The following is a 19,454-nucleotide window of genomic DNA, read 5'->3' on the forward strand; positions in this document are numbered from 1 at the left end:
AATTTAGTTAATTCTCTTTGAGTTTAGTTGCACCAGCCCTCGTTATAACTCACCTGAATCGTTGCACCAGCAGGCGCACCACTGACCTTCAGATAGCCCCAATACTGGTTTTGACCGCTGAGATTTATACACTCACCATTGCCTGAACGCGCCGAACGCGCCTCTACATTATTCTCGTCAGGCCAGCCCTGATTACTGTATTCCAAAGTCAGATCGCCGCTGCCATGCGCTGTCTCAATCCGAATACTTTGCTGCGCGCTGACATTTTCCAGGCTAAACCACATTGGCTCGCGATTGCCCATACATACCGGCACGCCATCTGACAGCCGACCATCAGAAACACTGCCTTGAGTGGCGCAGGTATCAGGTAAAGCGGTACTGGGAGCTGTATAACTGGCCATGAGTTCTACATCACTGTAGGCGTTATACCCACGCAGCATGATGTAGTAATCGCCTGCCTGCGGCGCCGCGATATCACAACGCTCGCTGTTTCCTCCTACATAAGGGCGACAGTCATAGGTGTCTTGTGTTGGTAACTGTCCGTAACGCAGGTAAAGATCCGCATCACCACTGCCACCATTGATGGCCACATTCAAATCGCTGGCGCCCTCGGGGAGTCTGACTTTAAAGTAGCTCAGCTCCTTATGCGCGCCAGATACTTGTATCGCGCGACCATTTTGTAGCTCCACCGTGCCCTGGCCTGACTCAATCACAGCCTGCGTGCTAACCTGATGGGCCAGCCCCTGCTCGTCTGTGACGCTCAGCGTGACCGTATAACTGCCTTCATCCTGATAGGTGTGAGTCGGGTTGGCCTGGGTGCTCTGTGCGCCATCACCAAACTGCCACATATAAGCCAGAGTGCTGCCCTCGGGATCTGAACTGCCCTGGCTACTGAAACTCAGTGCCGTGCCCGCCGTGCCCTGGTAAGGACCATTGATAACGGCTGTTGGGGCCTGGTTTTGATCACCGGCCAGCTGTTGCGTCCACTGCGTGAATTCAGTGCCATACTGGGCCGCCCAGTTGTCGATACGTGTTTTGTACCCAGCCCAGTTGCCCACGCGAGTTTCACTGAGCATGGCATTGACTTCGTCTTTATGGGTTTCAATCATAAAACGCACCGCCAGATAACCCCAGCGGTAAATACGGTCCTGATCAAAGCCGTCATAGGTGGTCGCAAAAACCTCGCCCAGCTGATAGGTGCTACCGTCTTTAATGGTATCAATGGCATCCTGATTGTCGTTCAGATTGGCAACATACTCGGCAACGCCTTCGCTCCACCACACGATTGTTTCTGTGGGCGCGTTAAAGTCGCCATAAAGGTCAAAGCGCCCATCCAGATAATGGACATATTCGTGTTCCAGGTTCCAGACATAGTGATCGGGCTTTGCATAGCTGGCCTCATAGGCAATAAAGTTTGCCTGATTGCCCACCACGCTGGGGTCACCTTCAAGGTACATACCGCCATTGTCGGTGCTGATGCCAAAAATCGGGCCCGCATACTTCTTGTAATCTGCGCTGCTGTTAAAGATATTCACCTGTAACATGGTGTTGTTGTCGTCTGCGACCGGCGTCTGGTTGGTTTCGAGCATAGTATGAAAGCGCGTTTCTTCGGCCGCCATGGTGTCGCACGCAGACAAGTGCTGCGCCTGGGTCATTTCCTGCGAGCGGATCCGAATGGTGCTGCTGCACTGATAGGTCTGCGACAGTGCTTTATCCCTGAGTTCCTCCTTAAATCCGCAGATCCCAAAGTCTTCACAGTTGGCATAGTAAGTCGCGACATCCGTCGCGCCCAGCCAAACACCGTCACCATATCCATAGCTCTGATAGGTTGCAAACAGAGATTTTAACGCCTCATCAACAGCACTCTGAATGGGTGTCCCCTGATAATTTTTCAGCCTGGCCAGCTCGCGCGCCGCATTGATAATCAAAAACTCAGCGTCCGACCCCAGCATCCAGTTTTGTTTGGTAAAATTTGCAAGTAAAGTGACCAGCTCAGCATCGCTGCCAACCAGAGCAACAAAATCGCTATTCCACTGGCCACGGAACAAAATGGTAAAGATCCCATTCACCGCACCGCGCATGTGCCAGCTGTCGGCATAGCTTTCGCTCCAGCGCGACAACCAGGCTTTCACCACGGGCAGATAAACATGCTGTAGCTCGGATGAATCCATGGTGGTGATCACCTCTCCCAGTACTTCACCATGGGCATCGTTGTTGTCATAGAAATGGCTGTTAGCCACAAACGCGTCCAGCGCGCCTTTAACCGCAGTTTGCACACTGCTGTCAAAGCTGACCGAGTCGTTATAAAACTCAACATAGAAGCCGGCCCGAATAAATAAGAAGAGCGCTTCCAGATCTGCACTGCCGGTGCCTGTGTAAGCAGCAGACAGCGTTCTCGCCTGAGTCGCTACCGCCAGCATTTTTGCGGTTGTGAAGGTCGCAACCTGGGTGTCGGAAGGTGCACTGAACAAATCGTTGACGCAACCTGCGCCCTGTGTGGAGATTTGCGCCACAATCGTGGATGCACTGGCATTGGCAAAAGCCGCCAGATCGCAGCTGCTTGCCACATCAACCGGCTCTGACGCCAGGCGCATCACCACCGGTAAATGCGCATGCATAAAGGACTCGCGCGCAGCCGTCGGCGCATTATCCTGAGCAGCATGATTATGGCCTTCGTCTCCATGTGCCAGTTGCAGATCCTGGGCACTGAGTGGTTTAAACTGTCTTTCAACTTGTTGCTGCGCGGCTTCTACACTGGTACAGAGCAGAGGAAGTGCAGCGAGTATTGCTGTTATTTTCATAATGTAACCTTATTAAAATGTGTATCCAAACCCCAGAAGAGGTGACATATTATTAACACCACGAACACAGTGTATACAATATAATTTATATAATATTATTGAATATGCTACCTTACTTTTCCTTTTAAGCATAAAATATTCAATTAAGTCAGAATGTTAAAAGTTATATGACAGTTTGGTTATTGTGCGGGCAGTTCGCTTTACTGCCACTCATAGACAGCGAATGAACCAAAAAAGGGAATGACAGAATGAAAAGCGCCACTGCAATTGGCGTTTGTTAACATATCTTGCAATAAAGTGGCATTTAAGGGGAATTAAAAAGGGACGACTAGTCAGGCATTGTCTGAAAGCAGCGAGGTAACAGACACAATGCCATGGTTTTCAATGGTTACAAGTAACGTCTGGTGCTCCAGCCTGATTGGATACTGGCCATTGGGCAACTTTCTGGCGGTCAGATTATTCAGCCCGGTGATCAGACCATCAACTTCACTAGCGTGATGCTGCGCCGTGCCCGGGCGTCCTCGCATATACTCCATTCCCTGTTGCAGGCACTTTTCAACAACCGCATCAGCCACCTTTCGGCCCGCTTTGTGTTTCAGTGACTTAAACAGTAACCCTTTGATTAAAGAAAACATAATACTTCCTATATGCGACAACAGTGATGCAGGAAGTGTAGCAAACGTGGGTCCAGAGGAGTATGACAAATCGTTTCAAAGTATGTCGGTGGGCCTGGGAGGGCGACCGGCGGACGTTTGCTCTAGCTCATTTTTGGACGTCAATGACTTAAGACAAATGCTTCCTTTTGAGTAACTTGTTATTTGCCTTTTTGAATAGAGCCCCAATACACTTTGTGCCTGTCAGCCAAAGGAATGATTCTATATTTTTGGATACCAAGAAGGCACCCGACCCTTGAATGCCCCTCAACTAAATGAGGCATGCCAGATTTACCACCAAGAACCTTTGCATCTAGCAATATTGGTGGAGTTAACCAAGTACCATGCTTTTTCCAATGATTGAGCACTTCCTCTCGGCAATCAATCACAGCCTCTCCAACATCGTGGAAATGCGATGCATCTTCTGATACCTCCTCAAGGAAATCAGGAAATGAAGCGTTGCTACCTATTTGCAAAAATCTCGTTGTATCAAGTTCAACTAGCTCCCACTTTAGATCAGAAAGTGATAAATCACCGTAGAGAGCTAAAAAGCGACTGTTAGCATTATGATCAATATAAAACTGTTCAATCACAGAATCAGGTGCACTAACTCCATGCTGCCTGAGCAACTCGATACTCTTATCTGTGCTATCTGGATCAAGTGCAATTTTCGACAAGTCTCTATACTTCAATTAATCGCCTCAAAACTCTGGTGGCACATAACGCCCCACTTAGGGGCACAAATACGTAGGCTATAATGAAGGGAACCTGCGTGTTTGTCCCAACGAGCGCTAGCGAGTGACTACAGTGCTTTGTAAGATGCCAATGTGCCTTCCCTTTGTTTGGCATATGAAAGTAACGATATGCCAATGAAGTAGTAGATACCTGCTTGAATCAGCGCTAGCCAGCCATACTGACTGTAGTAGCCAGTAAAAATACCAACAATTGGAAGTAGCATATACATTACAGCTGCAACTCTGAAACCAAAAGGACTGATTAGTCCATTGCTAGCATTCAAATTGAAAATGAGTTGAAAACACTTAATAAACAGCCATGCATTTAAGATTGCACAAACAGTTGTAATTAATACGCCGAATAGATATTTCTCTTCATGTACAGCCATAGGCATTACGATTACGCCCAGCAAGCACAACAAATTTATAAAAAAGAGGACTATTCCTGAAGGGACTCTAACCCATGGGTTTAGCATCGACTCCTCCATAATTGCTCTTGGCAGCTGACAGCTTCTTCTGTTCTACTTTGGTAGTTCATAGCACACCACAGCGACTCATATTACATACCTTCATAATTCCACTAATAATTACTAATGTAAACAGGCATATAGCATGGCAGAAAATTCCAGCTTGTCACTTTACCCCCACAAATAGCACATTCCAAATAGCCAAATAGCGGACACCCATTCCAAAACTTGTCTGTCACACAACTCTCGCCTATGCTTTTCATCTGCTCCAAGGATAAGGACGAAGCAAATGCCAGCGGCACGGAAAAGCCAGGTCAGCTTAGTTGACACAAGAACACAAATAGCAGACACCCAGTCTAAAACTTGTCTGTCATACAACCCTAGCCTATGCTTTTCATCTGCTCCAAGGATAAGGACGAAACAAATGCCAGCGGCACGGAAAAGCCAGGTCAGCTTAGTTGACACAAAATACTATCATTGCATCTCTCGCTGCGTAAGGCGTGCCTTTTTATGCGGTGAAGACCCGTTAACAGGCCAATCTTATGAACATCGCCGTGAATGGGTTGAAGAAAAACTACTTCTGCTGGCAAGCACTTTCTGTATTGATATTTGCGCTTACGCTGTGATGAGCAACCATACTCACATCGTTTTGTATGTGGACGATAAAAAAGCCAACCGATTGCATGACAAAGCTATCGTCATACGCTGGCATAAACTGTTTAAGGGAAACTGGCTGACACACAAATTCGTGGAAGGTAACGAGCTTAGTCCATCCGAACGCATTATGCTCGACGATATTATCGAGAAATATAGGGAGAGACTTGCGAGTATCAGCTGGTTTATGCGCGTACTGAATGAAGACATTGCTCGTCGTGCGAATAAAGAAGATAGCTGTACAGGTCGGTTCTGGGAAGGCAGGTTTAAGTCTCAGGCATTACTAGATGAAGCCGCGCTGGCCGCTTGCATGGCCTACGTTGACCTCAATCCTATCCGGGCTAAAATGACCGCTACACCCGAAAACTCCGAGTTCACCAGTATCAAAAAACGCATTGAACACGCACAGCATGGCAAACAACCAAAGAGCCTTCTGCGCTTTGCTGGTAACCCCAGAAAAAACATGCCCAAAGGTTTGCCCTTTGAGCTTAAATACTACATTGAACTGGTTGAACTCACAGGCCGATGCATTCGTGCAGATAAGCGAGGCCACATCTGCGATACCCAGCCTATCCTCGCCAGATTACAAATAGAGCCTGAAAATTGGCTAAAACTCACCACACGATTTACCAAAGTATTCCACGGCGCAGTCGGCAGACAGCAAGCCGTGACCAAATTTTGTGAGCACCTGCAAAAAAAGCGACGCCCTAACCTCGCTAATTGTGAGCGCTTTCTGGGTTAGAATTGTCATTATTAACTTCTCGTGATGACTGTCGCACTTAGGCAGTGCTTAAACGTGTCCAAAAATACCAAATAACAATTATTTAAGCTGAAATTGTTCACCCGTGAAGCCTGACTTCTAAAAATTTTCGCTTTTTTATTTGCAGAAGCACTTGTATTCATAGCCTACGGACCCGTATCAAGAATAGATAAGGCTGGGTGTCTGTGTTATTTAACAGACCAATTGCGTACATTCAGCACGCCAGTTTCGGGTGGCTGTCCATTCAATCCAGTTTCTGAGCATTTTCAGACCCATTATCATAAGTAATCGATTGAAAATTTTTTTAAGTGACACCCACCGGTAAATTAAAGTAGTTTTAAGTGACACCCACCGGTAAATTCGCAGACCAATTGTGGGCAGGTTCAATAAAGAAATGAAAGACTATCAAATGCTGCGCTTTCTATAAGTTCGGAGCAGTGAAAGTCGTAAGTTTAAGCACCAGACCCTGAAGAATAATCAGATTCTGACAATACGAGAACGTACCCAAACCTGAGCTTGGATAAATCGAGATGGTATTTACGTAAAGGTGTTAACCCAGTAATCGCTCGCACTGAGTCAAGTTGGCTCGTCGCCTTTTATGAAGATGTTCACAGTAATCTGTCATCGCTTGCTTTCGCCCTACCGCGCCATGAAAGACCTTCGTAAATTGCGTAGTGAGCTTGAGCCAATTGTCTGGCTCTATTTGCAATCGTGTCAGCAGTGGCTGACTATCGCTGATATAACCCCGCTTATCTGTACGCATGCATCGGCCTGTTAACTCTACCAGTTGAATGTAATAGGTCAGCTCAAACGGCAGTCCTTTGGGCATGTGCTTCCTTGGATTACCCGCAAAACGTAGTAGGCTTTTGGGCTGCTTTCCTTGCTGTGCATGCTCAATACGCTTTTTAATGCTGGTGTAGTCTGACGTTTCCGGTGTATCTGCCATTTTGGCTCTGACTGGATTCAGGTCAACATAAGCCAGGCACGCTGCCAGTGCCGCTTCATCCAGCAAGGCTTGTGACTTAAATCGTCCTTCCCAAAACCGGCCTGTGCAACCTTCTTCTTTATTGGCTCTGCGGGCAATGTCTTCATTAAGCACCCGCATAAACCAGCTGATGCTTGCAAGACGGTGTCTGAATTCAGCAACATCAGCTGCCAGCATACTATGCTCGGATGCGCTCAGCTCATCACCACTAATGAACTTGTGCGTCAGCCAGTTGCCCTTAAACAGCTTATGCCAGCGAAGAACGATTGCTTTATCTGATAACCTTTGTGCTTTCTTATCATCCACATACAACACAATATGCGTATGATTGCTCATAACAGCATAGCCACACACATCAATGCAAAACACCTTCGCAAGGGTCAGCAATTTTTCCTCAACCCAGTCTCGCCGATATTCATAAGACCTGCCCGTGAGGCGGTCTTTGCCGCACAGAAATGCCCGGCGAACACACCGGGATATGCAGTGGTAGTACTTAGTGTCTGATAAGCTGACCTGCTTCTTCCTTGCCGTTGGCATAATTTGTCATTCTCAATCCATTGAGCATTACCTAAAGGTAGACGACGTACATTCCGCACGCCAGTTTCGGGTGGGTGTCCATTCAACCTTCACCGCTGGAGCGTCTATATATGTCTACTCAACCAATTGTTAGCTCTTGGACCAAAATTTCTTAAGCAAACCAGAAAGCTGATGGGTTGGTACATTGCCGCCCTCAGTTTTGTAATGAGAAATTGCCTTCGCAAACCCCACTCCATATTTCTCAATATTACTGGAATGCAATTTACCCTCATTAGCCATCAGGGCATCATCGTATGCTAGTGACAATAATTCAGAAGTAAACCAAGGAAAACCCTCGCAAATATCATAAACCACATCTGCACAAGCGTTATCTACCAACAATGGCTCACCATCTAGGTGAGTCAAGCTATTCTTTAAATACTCTGAAATTTCAGCTGAGCTACAAAAGCCGGGAAGTTCAATCCAATTACTAAAGGACTTGAGCATATTTTCGGTTGCTACAACTATATCTGATGCTTGCCTCGCCTCGTTATTTACAGCCGAAACAATAAACATTATTTTTTTTGATGAGAGAGCTTCAAAGTTCTGACTGACCAAGTCATAATTAGCCACAGGGGGAAGATGATTTAGCTGGTCACACACTAGCACTATTTTCTTGTATCCTTTTTCTTCTAGAATTTCCATTAATTCATCTAAGAGCAAAAGAAACTCAAAGGACATCAGCGGCTTTCTTGAATATCCGAGCGTATTAGACTCAGATGACTTGCCCTCAAAAACCAACTTTCCGGAAAACCCTGATTCCTTTGATCCTTTTGCATTAATATTCTCACTTGTTACTATTTTGAAAATACGCTTTAGTATCGATTTATGTTTAGATTCGATAGTTGAGTCTCTAGGGTCTAGAAGCGTTTGCTCCAACAACTCCGAGTATCGGCACTTTAACAACTTAACCCAGATGGCAGCACATATCTCATGTGTGACAACACTTAAGAAATCACCTTTCAAATATGTGCGAAATTGCTCCTGCTCTATCCGAACAGGAAACAACTGCCGTTTCTCTTTAACGGCTTCAGTAAAAAGCGTCAGAATCAAACTGCTCTTACCAATACCATTAAAACCACTTACAGAAACACTTTCATTTTGTTCTATAATGCTTTCACGAAGCCTAGCAAGCTCAGCAGAACGACCCGCAAAAATAGGGGGCACGACGGGTTTTTTGTGCTGAAATGGATTCATGATATTCCTTCGCTTAAATATTGCATTATTGAGCTAACAACTTATTCTGTCCCACTTTGATAGCTTACAATACACCAAAGCAGCTCGTATTACATTCCTTCATTACTCTACTAATAATAGGAGTTTTAAGTGACATCCACCAGTACATTCGCAGACCAATGTGGGCAGGTTCTATAAGTAAGCTTTAAGTGACACCCACCGGTAAATTCGCAGACCAATTGCGTACATTCAACACTCCAGTTTCGGGTGGCTGTCCATTCAATCTCACATACATTCCGCACGCCAGTTTCGGGTGGGTGTCTCTGTTTGTCATTGGTGTCTCTGTTTGTCATTTTTACCGACCAAGAGACGGAAAATACTTAGCTAAAATTATCGCGAGCCAAGCTTTATGCGTTCTTCCTACTTGAGGCGTTTGTTAGCTTTCAAGTACCGGACAGGGTTTGCTTACAACTTTATTTGTGCCTTCCTCAATAACCCAAAAAACAACTTTAAAGCCTTCCCTTTTCTTTGTAGCCATATATGAGATACCCTTTCTAGCAATAAATGCTACGCAACCATCACTATAAACCTGCCCCTGCCTGTATTTTAAACCGATAATATTTTCACCAAGCGGGATTTTAGCCACTTCTGGATATTCACTCATGCTCATAGTGAAGAATTCAAAAGTACTTTCATCATTAATAGATGAAATGTATAAACGCTCATCGAACGCAACGAAAATTCCATGTTCGTGTTCAGAGTCCGCCTTCAAAGTAGTGGTGTTTGAATCTGGTGAGTGCAGTAATGCTTTAGGAACATAAACTGTAGAAGTAGACTTACACCCAATGACCACTAGACATAAAACAGAAAAAACAATATTTCTAAGCATAAATAATCCTTATTGAAAGCTAACGCCTGAACCTGAGGAATCCCCAGACAATCATATTTAGAATCAAATTGATGGACACGCACAGCATTGTTTGAACTAATTTACTTCGCAAAAAACCATCTAGATAACAACAATATGCGTGATACCTTCATCCTACACGATATACTCGGAAAAAACTGCCCCCAAATTCACGCCCAGTTTTTTAAGTGGCACCCACCAGTAAATTCACAGACCAATTGTCCTACCTATGTTCCGCACGCCAGTTTCGGGTGGGTGTCTTTGTTTGTCTTACTGTTTGTCATTGCCTAAAGGTAGACGACGTACATTCCGCACGCCGGTTTCGGTGGATGTCTCTGTTTGTTTGCAATATGTCTATTCAATTTTTTGGTGGGTGTTCATTCAACCCCTTGGGGTGGGTGTCCGTTCAATCCTGTTTTTTCCTCAACCCAGTTTCGCCGATGTTCATAAGACCTGCCCGTGATGCGGTCTTTGCCGCACAGAAATGCCCGGCGAACACACCAGGATATGCAGTGGTAGTACATAGTGTCTGATAAGCTGACCTGCTTCTTCCTTGCCGTTGGCATAATTTGTCATCCTCAATCCATTGAGTATTACCTAAAGGTAGACGACGTACATTCCGCACGCCAGTTTCGGGTGGGTGTCTCTGTTTGTCTCTGCTGATAAGCTGATCTGCTTCTTCCTTGCAGTTGGCATAGTTTGTCATTCTCAATCCGTTGAGCATTACCTAAAAGTAGACGACGTACATTCCGCACGCCAGTTTCGGGTGGGTGTCTCTGTTTGTCTCAGCTATGCATAAAGATTCATAGGAAATACGCATAGAATTCCCTGCCGGAGCGATATGGCCTAGTGAAAGTAATTGTGTTGCTGTTACAGCGGACTCTATAGCTAAATGAAGATACCCAGAAACAACGCCAGCTCTCTTCGATTCATCTTTTGCACAATCAGATTCTTCAAGGTGCTGTAACGAATCGGAAAATAGTGAACAGAGTTCATCAATTTCATTAGAGAAATCTTTCTCAAAGCTTTCTCTAGCTTCGGTATCATCACAGACTAAAAGTTTACGGATTTCGAAATTGTTCACGCTGAACTCCGATAACATGCGTTTGTTAGGCACTTATTACCCACTGATAAAATGTATTGAACGAAGAATCTCGCTCTGCCAACTCTTCTACGTCTAGCTCGTTTACTAGCTCATTAAGCTTTGAGCGCATCATTTCACCTCTGTGATGCCTCCGGAACTCTCTACGGTCTAACCCTAGCCATGCTTCAATTTCTGGGTCTGGAATTGAATACTTCCAACTGTCTAGTTCAACACCTCGATTTAACATATCCCGTGTTTTATCAAAATCATTATCCGAATCAGTAACAATTAAAATCGGTGATTGCGTGACAATATTAGAGGCGGCATTGGCGACTCTAGGTATCGTCATCTTACCCATCGCAACAATAATGTTAACTTTCTTTGTTAGTCTATGCTTATTAAGTATTTTTGTAGCTAATAGAGCAATCAACTCCCTGTCTGTTTGACCCTCGCAAACAACAACTAGGTCTGATGTTGATTCGAAGTTTGCATCTTGTTTAACAATGCTAGAAAACATGTTGTCATAGGAAAAAGCTTCAATAATTGTTTGGCCGTCTTTTGATACTTGTTCAACTTCTGAAGAGTGGTATACGACCCCCTCTTCGGCCGCGATTCTCAGTTTTGACTTCAATACGTTTTTAAAACTGCTTTTTCCGATGATTGCAGCATCAATGTCTTCTTTACCAAACAAGATGACATTCAATGATTTACCTAGGGTTAGCGCGTCAACTGCATCTTTGGAATATCCAGACATTGAAATAAACACCCCAATTGTCCCTGCTAACTTTCCATCAACTTTACCTTTGAACTGATATATGGATGAGGCAGGAAGTTCATCTTTATGCCACTTTGCTTCTAATAGAAATACACTTCCATCAAGAAAGAATGATCCGTCTATTTGCTCACCTTCGGCTTTGTAACTAGAGCGAGGGTCCATGCCCTCATGACTAAGGCAACTTTTAAGTATTCTCTCAAAAGCAAACCCCCTTTGACGATACCAAGTAGATGCCGCATTTTCTGGTGGCTCAAGCCACTTTTTATATTCTTCTACGAATTCCATAGCCTCGATGCTTGATTTATTGCTGGTAACCTAACGCCGTAAATAAACGGCAAAATTAGTTGGCTAAAATTTGTGAGGCGCGAACAAAGCCAACTGGTTTTTGTCCGCCATTTTTAATTTTCTTTGTTATGTTTTTATACTAAAACTACTGCAGACAATAAACCCGAACAAAGAAAACTCATTGAAATATATAAAATTAACCTACGAGAAGCGTTCGACAATAACTTTAATGGGCGGAGGAAGAAATGACTAAACATACTACCAGCTACACCAAACCAAAGCAGTGACACAAAATATGCTTCGTTAGAATGATAGATGATGGTTGAACTACGCCCCCAAAAGACAGCTTCACCTGAGAGTAATAGTAAAATAGTGTAAGTGAGTAGTAATACTGGAGCGATTACACCCAATACAACCACTTCTACTTTTTGATACTTAGCTAAATCCATTTATTCCACGATACTTGATAAAAATATAACAACTTATTCTGTCCCACTTTGGTAGTTCATAACACACCAAAGCGGCTCATATTACATACTTTAATAATTCCACTAAAAATTGCTACTGTAAACTGGCAGATAACATGGGGGAAAATTTCAGATTTTCACTTTACCTCAAAACGGAGCACTAAAAAGTGACACCTAAACCCCCGCTTTTACCACATAAAAAACTGTCAGATTAAGCTCTATCAGCCAAACCTGACAGTCCAACTTAAGTCTTAAGCAACAGTCTGTGCTTTCTTAATGATAGAGAACAGCTGATCTTTCAGGTGCAGGCGCTGTTTTTTCAGTGATTCAAGATAGTCGTCAGAGGTGTTCTCCGCGCCGGTTTCAATGCGATGTACTTCGTGATCGCACTCGTGGTACTCCTTGAACAGGCGAGCGAAATGCGCGTCGTTCATTTTCAGGTGGTGGATCTCGTCTTTATATTCAGGAAATTCGTGGTGCAAGTCATGTTTTTCAATTGTCATAATATGGTCCTTTCTATTTTGCGCATTTAATACAAGTCGTTGTGTAAGGCAGAGCGTTTAAGCGCTGCGGATTGATTTGTTCTTCACAGTGCTGACACAGGCCATAGGTGCCCTGCTCTATTCTCAGTATCGCCTGATTGACCATCACCAACTCTTGCTTGGCTTCTTGATGAATTTCATCCAGTACATCGTCGTTTTCGCGCTCTGTGTTTTGCTCTGCGAAGTTGGCCGACCGCCCCTTTTTGAAATCGGCTTCAATGGCGGCTATCCGTTGACTCAGTTCATTTTGTTTGGATTTGAGAAAACTTGTTATTTGGTCAGCAGTCATGATGTTCTCCTTTGTTAAACTCATCATAACGCGCAGCTTTTATGGCTCTTTGATCTGGCACAAGGTTAGGAAGTGGGCAATAAAAAACCCGACACTGGGTCGGGTTTTTGGTGCTATAGGTTAGACAAATCTAGACATATTCAACTTCGATGATGTCGTATTCAACGCTACCGTTTGGAGTTTGAATGGTCACTGAATCATCCAGTTCTTTACCGATCAGACCACGCGCAATGGGCGAGTTAACTGAGATCAGATTGTTTTTAATATCTGCCTCGTCGTCACCCACTATCTTGTAAGTCACTTCTTCATCGGTATCGACATTGACTATGGTCACCGTGCTGCCAAAGATCACTTTGCCATTGTTTGCCATTTTAGTGACGTCAATAACCTGTGATGTAGACAGTTTGGCTTCAATTTCCTGGATGCGGCCTTCGCAGAATCCCTGCTGCTCACGTGCAGCGTGGTATTCGGCGTTCTCTTTCAGATCGCCGTGCTCACGCGCTTCCGCGATATCGGCAACGATCTTAGGACGGACGACTTTCTTTAAATGGTTCAGTTCTTCACGAAGCATTTCTTCGCCTCGTACTGTCATCGGAATTGATTGCATAGTATCTCACTCATTGCCAGGGCTTGCGCCCTGGCCTTGTTCTTCTTAGTTCAAACGCTGGTGTAGCTCCTGAACAGAGTTTACAGAACTTCTGTCGTCAGCCTCATTGGCTGTACAGTTTGCAAACGCTGCGTTGAGCGTAGTGGTGTAGTTAGTCTTATGCTGAAGTGCACCACGACGTAACACCTTCGAATCTTCGATGGCCTGACGGCCTTCTGTGGTATTTACAATGTAGCTGTACTCACCGTTCTTGATGCGGTCAAGAATGTGTGGACGACCTTCAAATACCTTGTTTACGCGACGTACTTCGATGCCGGCGTCTTCCAGAGCTTGTGCTGTACCTTTGGTGGCATCCAGCTCAAAGCCAATGGCTTTCATGGTCTTAGCCAGCTCTACAACACGTGCCTTGTCACCATTGCGAACAGATAGTAGCGCGCGACCACCACGTGGTAAAGCGTTTGATGCACCTAATTGCGCTTTTGCGAAGGCTTCGGCGAAGTTTTCACCAACACCCATTACTTCACCCGTTGAACGCATCTCTGGGCCACGCATTGGGTCAACACCCTGGAACTTAGCAAATGGCAGTACCACTTCTTTTACGCTGTAGTAAGGCGGAATAACTTCTTTCGTCACGCCCTGGCTTTCCAATGACTGGCCAACCATACAACGCGCCGCCACTTTTGCCAGTGCAACACCCGTTGCTTTAGAAACAAACGGCACGGTACGCGCAGCACGTGGGTTTACTTCAATCAGGTAAACCTGACCGTCTTTTACCGCGAACTGGGTGTTCATCAGACCAACCACGCCCAGCTCAAGTGCCATGTCGCGCACTTGCTTACGCATTACGTCCTGAATGTCCTGCGACAGTGAGTGTGCAGGCAGTGAACAGGCAGAGTCACCAGAGTGAACACCGGCTTGCTCAATGTGTTCCATGATGCCACCAATGATGACGTTTTCGCCATCACAGATCGCGTCGACGTCTACTTCGATGGCGTCATCCAGGAAGCGGTCCAGCAATACTGGTGCTTCGTTAGACACAGAAACCGCTTCGGTCATGTAACGACGCAGGTCATCTTCGTCATACACGATTTCCATCGCACGGCCACCCAGTACATAAGAAGGACGTACAACCAGCGGGAAGCCAATTTCCTGAGATTTAGCTACCGCTTCTTCCAGTGACGTAACCGTCGCGTTTTCAGGTTGAAGCAGGTCAAGACGCTCTACCAGCTGCTGGAAGCGCTCACGGTCTTCCGCGCGGTCGATTGCGTCAGGAGAAGTACCAATTACAGGCACACCATTCGCTTCAAGGTCACGCGCCAGTTTCAGTGGTGTTTGACCACCGTACTGAACAATCACACCTTTTGGCTTTTCAACGCGAACGATTTCAAGCACATCTTCCAATGTGATTGGCTCGAAGAACAGGCGATCTGAGGTATCGTAGTCAGTTGAAACCGTTTCCGGGTTACAGTTAACCATGATGGTCTCGTAGCCATCTTCACGCATTGCCAGCGCGGCGTGTACACAGCAGTAATCGAACTCGATGCCCTGACCGATACGGTTAGGACCACCACCGATAACCATGATTTTGTCTTTGTCAGACGGTGCGGCTTCACACTCTTCATCATAAGATGAGTACATGTAAGCCGTGTCTGAGCTGAATTCCGCAGCACAAGTATCTACGCGCTTGTAAACCGGCAGGATATCCAGCTGGTGACGCTTCTTGCGAATTTCTTTTTCAGACACACCCGCAATCTCTGCGATGCGCGGATCTGAGAAACCTTTACGCTTCAGGCGACGCAGGAAGTCTTTGTTCAGACCGGCCATACCCACTTCAGCGATGGTTGCTTCGTCTTTCAGAATGTCTTCAATCTGAACCAGGTACCAGCGGTCAACTTTGGTCAGCTCGAACACTTCCTCTACGCTCATGCCGTGACGCATTGCATCGGCGATGTACCAGATACGCTCAGCGCCTGGCTCACGTAGTTCACGAATGATGGTTTCTTTCGCTTTCGGGTCGTCCAGTGCAACGATTGGGTTAAGACCTGTTGCGCCCACTTCCAGACCACGAAGTGCTTTTTGTAGTGATTCTTGCTGGTTACGACCAATGGCCATCACCTCACCCACTGACTTCATTTGGGTAGTCAGACGGTCGTTAGCACCGGCAAACTTTTCGAAGTTAAAGCGTGGGATCTTAGTCACAACGTAATCGATTGACGGTTCGAATGACGCAGGGGTTGCACCACCTGTGATGTCATTTTGTAACTCGTCCAGGGTGTAACCCACAGCCAGCTTAGCTGCAATCTTAGCGATCGGGAAACCAGTTGCTTTAGATGCCAGTGCAGATGAGCGCGATACACGCGGGTTCATTTCAATGATAACCATACGGCCATCATCCGGGTTAACACCGAACTGAACGTTTGAACCACCGGTTTCTACACCAATCTCACGCAGTACCGCCATCGAGGCGTTACGCATGATCTGATATTCTTTGTCAGTCAGAGTTTGTGCTGGTGCCACTGTGATTGAGTCACCAGTATGCACACCCATAGGGTCGAAGTTCTCGATAGAACACACAATGATGCAGTTGTCGTTTTTGTCACGCACCACTTCCATTTCGTATTCTTTCCAGCCCAGCAAGCTCTCGTCGATCAACAGCTCGTTGGTTGGAGATAAATCCAGACCACGGGTACAAATCTCGTCGAACTCTTCCATGTTGTAGGCAACACCACCACCGGTACCACCCATAGTGAAAGAAGGACGAATGATACACGGGAAGCCGATGCGCGACAGTACGTCGTGCGCTTCATCCATTGAGTGTGCGATCTCTGCGCGAGGACACTCAAGGCCAATGTTTTTCATTGCCGCGTCGAAGCGTTCGCGGTTTTCAGCTTTGTCGATGGCATCTGCGGTTGCACCGATCAGTTCAACACCGTGCTTAGCCAGTACGCCATGCTTGTCCAGGTCAAGCGCACAGTTTAGGGCAGTCTGACCACCCATAGTTGGCAGCACGGCATCTGGCTTTTCTTTTTCGATGATTTTTTCAACCACTTCCCAATGAATTGGCTCGATGTAAGTCGCATCTGCCATTTCCGGGTCAGTCATGATGGTTGCCGGGTTTGAGTTAACCAGAATAACCCGGTAGCCCTCTTCTCTTAGCGCTTTACACGCCTGAGCACCAGAGTAGTCAAACTCACAGGCCTGGCCGATGACGATTGGGCCTGCGCCCAGGATCAGTATGCTGTTTAAGTCGGTACGTTTTGGCATTGTTACTCCGGTTCTAATTAGGCTTTACGTGCTTGCATTAATTCAATGAAGTGGTCGAACAGCGGCGCTGCATCATGCGGACCCGGGCTCGCTTCTGGGTGACCCTGGAAGCTAAAGGCCGGCTTGTCGGTACGATGAATGCCCTGCAAGGTTCCGTCGAACAACGACTTATGCGTTGCACGCAGGTTATCTGGCAAGGTTGCTTCATCCGCAGCAAAACCATGGTTCTGTGCTGTGATCATTACCACGTCACGGTCCAGGTCTTTCACCGGGTGGTTACCACCGTGGTGACCGAACTTCATCTTCACCGTTTGTGCACCGGATGCCAGCGCCAGTAACTGATGGCCCAAACAAATACCAAAGATAGGCGTGTCAGTTTCCAGGAAAGCTTTAATCGCATCGATTGCGTAGGTACAAGGCGCTGGGTCGCCAGGGCCATTAGACAAGAAAATACCGTCTGGATTCATCGCCAGTACTTCTGCAGCGGAGGTTTCTGCAGGTACTACAGTTAGTTTACAGCCACGGTCTACTAACATGCGAAGAATGTTCTTTTTCACACCAAAATCATACGCAACAACATGAAATTTTTCTTCCTCAGAACTCAGAGTCTGGAAGCCCTGACCTAAAGTCCAGCTTCCTTCACGCCACTCGTAAGTCTGTTCTGTTGTTACGACTTTCGCTAAATCCATCCCTTTAAGGCCTGGGAACGCTTTTGCCGCTTCCAGTGCCTGCTGCTCATCAATTTCATCGCCCGCGATGATGCAGCCATTTTGAGCGCCCTTATCACGCAGGATACGCGTCAGCTTACGCGTATCTATATCGGCAATCCCAAGGATATTGCGTTCTTTTAAGTAGTCGCTTAACGATTGCTCGTTACGGAAATTACTTGCAAGTAATGGCAAATCCCGAATTACCAGACCCTTAGCCCAGATCTTATCGGCTTCTTCATCCTCACTGTTAGTACCGGTATTTCCGATGTGTGGATAAGTCAGCGTCACAATCTGTTCTGCATAAGAAGGATCCGTCAAAATTTCTTGATATCCCGTCATAGACGTATTGAATACTACCTCACCAACGGACAGGCCGTCAGCGCCAATGGCAGTACCGCGAAACACAGTGCCGTCTTCAAGGACTAAGAGAGCGGATTTAGTCAAGTTAACCTCCTAGATAGTAAAAAACGGGAGCAAGCCAACGCTTATCTTCCCGTCTACAAAGCGCTTGGTAACACGCAGTTATTAAAATTTTGGCAAATTCGTTATAGTCTACAGCACTTTCTTAGATTCGTCTAACAATTCACGTAAAAAATAAAAAAATAAGGTTTTTGACGACTTTTACTAACGAACACGCTAAAATAGTAAGCTTACCTCTTCAATCCAAGCACATCTTGCATGGAATAAAGTCCGTTCGGCTTATCTTTTAACCACTGCGCAGCCCTTACAGCACCTGATGCGAAGGTTAATCTTGATGTTGCTTTATGTGTTAATTCCAGCCTTTCTCCCATAGTGGCAAAATAAGCCGTATGTTCACCAACTATATCGCCAGCCCTGAGCACTGAATAGCCAATTTCTTGTTGACTTTTAGCCTCGTGTACCTGAGTTCTGTCATAGCGTGCCACCTGGTCATGATCCCAGCCTTTTGCCTCGGCAATGGCTTCCCCAATCGCCAGTGCGGTACCCGACGGTGCGTCGACTTTATTACGGTGATGGGCTTCAAAGATTTCAATGTCCATTTCATCGGCCAGCTTTGCCGCGGCAGTTTGCACCAGATCCAGCATTAAAGTGACACCCACACTAAAGTTACGCGCAAAAACAATCGGGATAGACTGAGAGGCGGTTTCCAGTGCCTGCATTTGCTCTGCACTCAGGCCCGTTGTGCCAATCACCATGGGTGTTTTGTTGGCCACAGCCTGTTGCAGGTGGCCAAGCATGCCCTCTGGCAGGGTAAAGTCGATCAGTACATCCAGTTCAGGGTCCAGTTGCTGTTCAGAACTGAAGGTTGACCCGGCGGGTGCTTGCGGCTGTAATGTGGCAATAGGCTGGTTAAGGTGGGGCGAGGAAGCTCTGACGAATGCGCTGCCAAGCAAGCAATGCTGAGACTGTTGGACTGCTTCAATCAGCGCCAGGCCCATACGGCCATTGGCGCCAAAAATACCGATTTGTGTCATTTTACGGTTTTCCTTTGTGTTAGATATGCCACCTGTTTGGTGGTACGGAAACGTATTTTCCCGATTTTCAGCGCAAGAGAGATAAGCACGATCACCCCGCTTTTGTGCCAGGTGATTAATTTTGTGCTCTAGAGTTTACCCTATCTCTGTGTCATAGTCAGTTGACAATAATACGAATCTATCCTGTTTTGCAGGCTCGTCATTGACGTGCAACCAGCAAGGCCGAGCACACTTTAAAGTCGTGTTTTGCGCTATCGAGCGCTC

The 19,454-nt window shown here is 46.1% G+C and carries 17 protein-coding genes and 1 pseudogene; 1 reads left to right on the forward strand and 17 read right to left on the reverse strand.

The window, feature by feature from the left end:
• Nucleotides 1-23 precede the first annotated feature (23 nt).
• From MHN33_RS08630 to MHN33_RS08645, 4 genes are all read right to left on the reverse strand, one after another.
• Complete coding sequence (locus MHN33_RS08630; RefSeq protein ID WP_239397582.1) at nt 24-2,801, reverse strand: collagenase; 2,778 nt, start codon at nt 2,799-2,801, stop codon at nt 24-26.
• A 332-nt stretch (nt 2,802-3,133) separates the two neighbouring features.
• The gene (locus MHN33_RS08635) at nt 3,134-3,436 is read right to left on the reverse strand and encodes a hypothetical protein (RefSeq protein ID WP_239397583.1); all 303 of its coding nucleotides are present in this window, start codon (nt 3,434-3,436) and stop codon (nt 3,134-3,136) included.
• A gap of 179 nt (nt 3,437-3,615) precedes the next feature.
• Entirely contained in the window at nt 3,616-4,146 is a 531-nt protein-coding gene (locus MHN33_RS08640) for a hypothetical protein (RefSeq protein WP_239397584.1), read from the reverse strand.
• Nucleotides 4,147-4,256: 110 nt separating this feature from the next.
• Nucleotides 4,257-4,676, reverse strand: coding sequence for a hypothetical protein (locus tag MHN33_RS08645; protein ID WP_239397585.1), 420 nt, complete (start codon nt 4,674-4,676; stop codon nt 4,257-4,259).
• Nucleotides 4,677-5,079: 403 nt separating this feature from the next.
• On the opposite strand from MHN33_RS08645, the gene MHN33_RS08650 reads away from it, so the two are divergent.
• Nucleotides 5,080-6,051: a transposase gene (locus MHN33_RS08650; RefSeq protein WP_239397586.1), complete on the forward strand. Its 972-nt coding sequence runs from the start codon at nt 5,080-5,082 to the stop codon at nt 6,049-6,051.
• A gap of 568 nt (nt 6,052-6,619) precedes the next feature.
• Here MHN33_RS08650 and MHN33_RS08655 read toward each other — a convergent pair.
• From MHN33_RS08655 to dapB, 13 genes and pseudogenes are all read right to left on the reverse strand, one after another.
• Nucleotides 6,620-7,591: a transposase gene (locus MHN33_RS08655; RefSeq protein WP_239397587.1), complete on the reverse strand. Its 972-nt coding sequence runs from the start codon at nt 7,589-7,591 to the stop codon at nt 6,620-6,622.
• Between the two features lie 129 nt (nt 7,592-7,720).
• Nucleotides 7,721-8,827 carry an ATP-binding protein gene (locus tag MHN33_RS08660; RefSeq protein WP_239397588.1) on the reverse strand — a complete coding sequence of 369 codons (1,107 nt, stop codon included), beginning with the start codon at nt 8,825-8,827 and terminating at the stop codon, nt 7,721-7,723.
• A gap of 415 nt (nt 8,828-9,242) precedes the next feature.
• Nucleotides 9,243-9,695: a hypothetical protein gene (locus tag MHN33_RS08665; RefSeq protein WP_239397589.1), complete on the reverse strand. Its 453-nt coding sequence runs from the start codon at nt 9,693-9,695 to the stop codon at nt 9,243-9,245.
• Nucleotides 9,696-10,129: 434 nt separating this feature from the next.
• Nucleotides 10,130-10,279, reverse strand: a pseudogene (locus tag MHN33_RS08670) (transposase); the annotation flags it as partial.
• A 161-nt stretch (nt 10,280-10,440) separates the two neighbouring features.
• Nucleotides 10,441-10,797 (reverse strand): hypothetical protein, encoded by a 357-nt coding sequence (locus tag MHN33_RS08675; protein ID WP_239397590.1) that lies wholly within the window; start codon nt 10,795-10,797, stop codon nt 10,441-10,443.
• 25 nt (nt 10,798-10,822) lie between these two features.
• Nucleotides 10,823-11,857, reverse strand: a complete 1,035-nt coding sequence (locus MHN33_RS08680) for a TOPRIM nucleotidyl transferase/hydrolase domain-containing protein (protein WP_239397591.1) — start codon at nt 11,855-11,857, stop codon at nt 10,823-10,825.
• A gap of 134 nt (nt 11,858-11,991) precedes the next feature.
• Nucleotides 11,992-12,306 carry a hypothetical protein gene (locus MHN33_RS08685; RefSeq protein ID WP_239397592.1) on the reverse strand — a complete coding sequence of 105 codons (315 nt, stop codon included), beginning with the start codon at nt 12,304-12,306 and terminating at the stop codon, nt 11,992-11,994.
• 269 nt (nt 12,307-12,575) lie between these two features.
• Nucleotides 12,576-12,827 (reverse strand): YdcH family protein, encoded by a 252-nt coding sequence (locus MHN33_RS08690; RefSeq protein ID WP_046003101.1) that lies wholly within the window; start codon nt 12,825-12,827, stop codon nt 12,576-12,578.
• Between the two features lie 13 nt (nt 12,828-12,840).
• Complete coding sequence (locus MHN33_RS08695; RefSeq protein WP_239397593.1) at nt 12,841-13,155, reverse strand: TraR/DksA C4-type zinc finger protein; 315 nt, start codon at nt 13,153-13,155, stop codon at nt 12,841-12,843.
• Between the two features lie 130 nt (nt 13,156-13,285).
• Complete coding sequence (gene greA / locus MHN33_RS08700) at nt 13,286-13,762, reverse strand: transcription elongation factor GreA (protein WP_046003103.1); 477 nt, start codon at nt 13,760-13,762, stop codon at nt 13,286-13,288.
• Nucleotides 13,763-13,807: 45 nt separating this feature from the next.
• Nucleotides 13,808-17,026: a carbamoyl-phosphate synthase large subunit gene (gene carB, locus MHN33_RS08705; RefSeq protein ID WP_125780172.1), complete on the reverse strand. Its 3,219-nt coding sequence runs from the start codon at nt 17,024-17,026 to the stop codon at nt 13,808-13,810.
• Between the two features lie 17 nt (nt 17,027-17,043).
• Complete coding sequence (carA, locus tag MHN33_RS08710) at nt 17,044-18,180, reverse strand: glutamine-hydrolyzing carbamoyl-phosphate synthase small subunit (protein ID WP_239397594.1); 1,137 nt, start codon at nt 18,178-18,180, stop codon at nt 17,044-17,046.
• A 206-nt stretch (nt 18,181-18,386) separates the two neighbouring features.
• Complete coding sequence (gene dapB, locus MHN33_RS08715; RefSeq protein ID WP_239397595.1) at nt 18,387-19,190, reverse strand: 4-hydroxy-tetrahydrodipicolinate reductase; 804 nt, start codon at nt 19,188-19,190, stop codon at nt 18,387-18,389.
• Nucleotides 19,191-19,454: the final 264 nt, after the last annotated feature.

Origin of the sequence: Pseudoalteromonas sp. OOF1S-7 (assembly GCF_022347765.1) — a bacterium.
Taxonomy (GTDB): Bacteria; Pseudomonadota; Gammaproteobacteria; order Enterobacterales; family Alteromonadaceae; genus Pseudoalteromonas.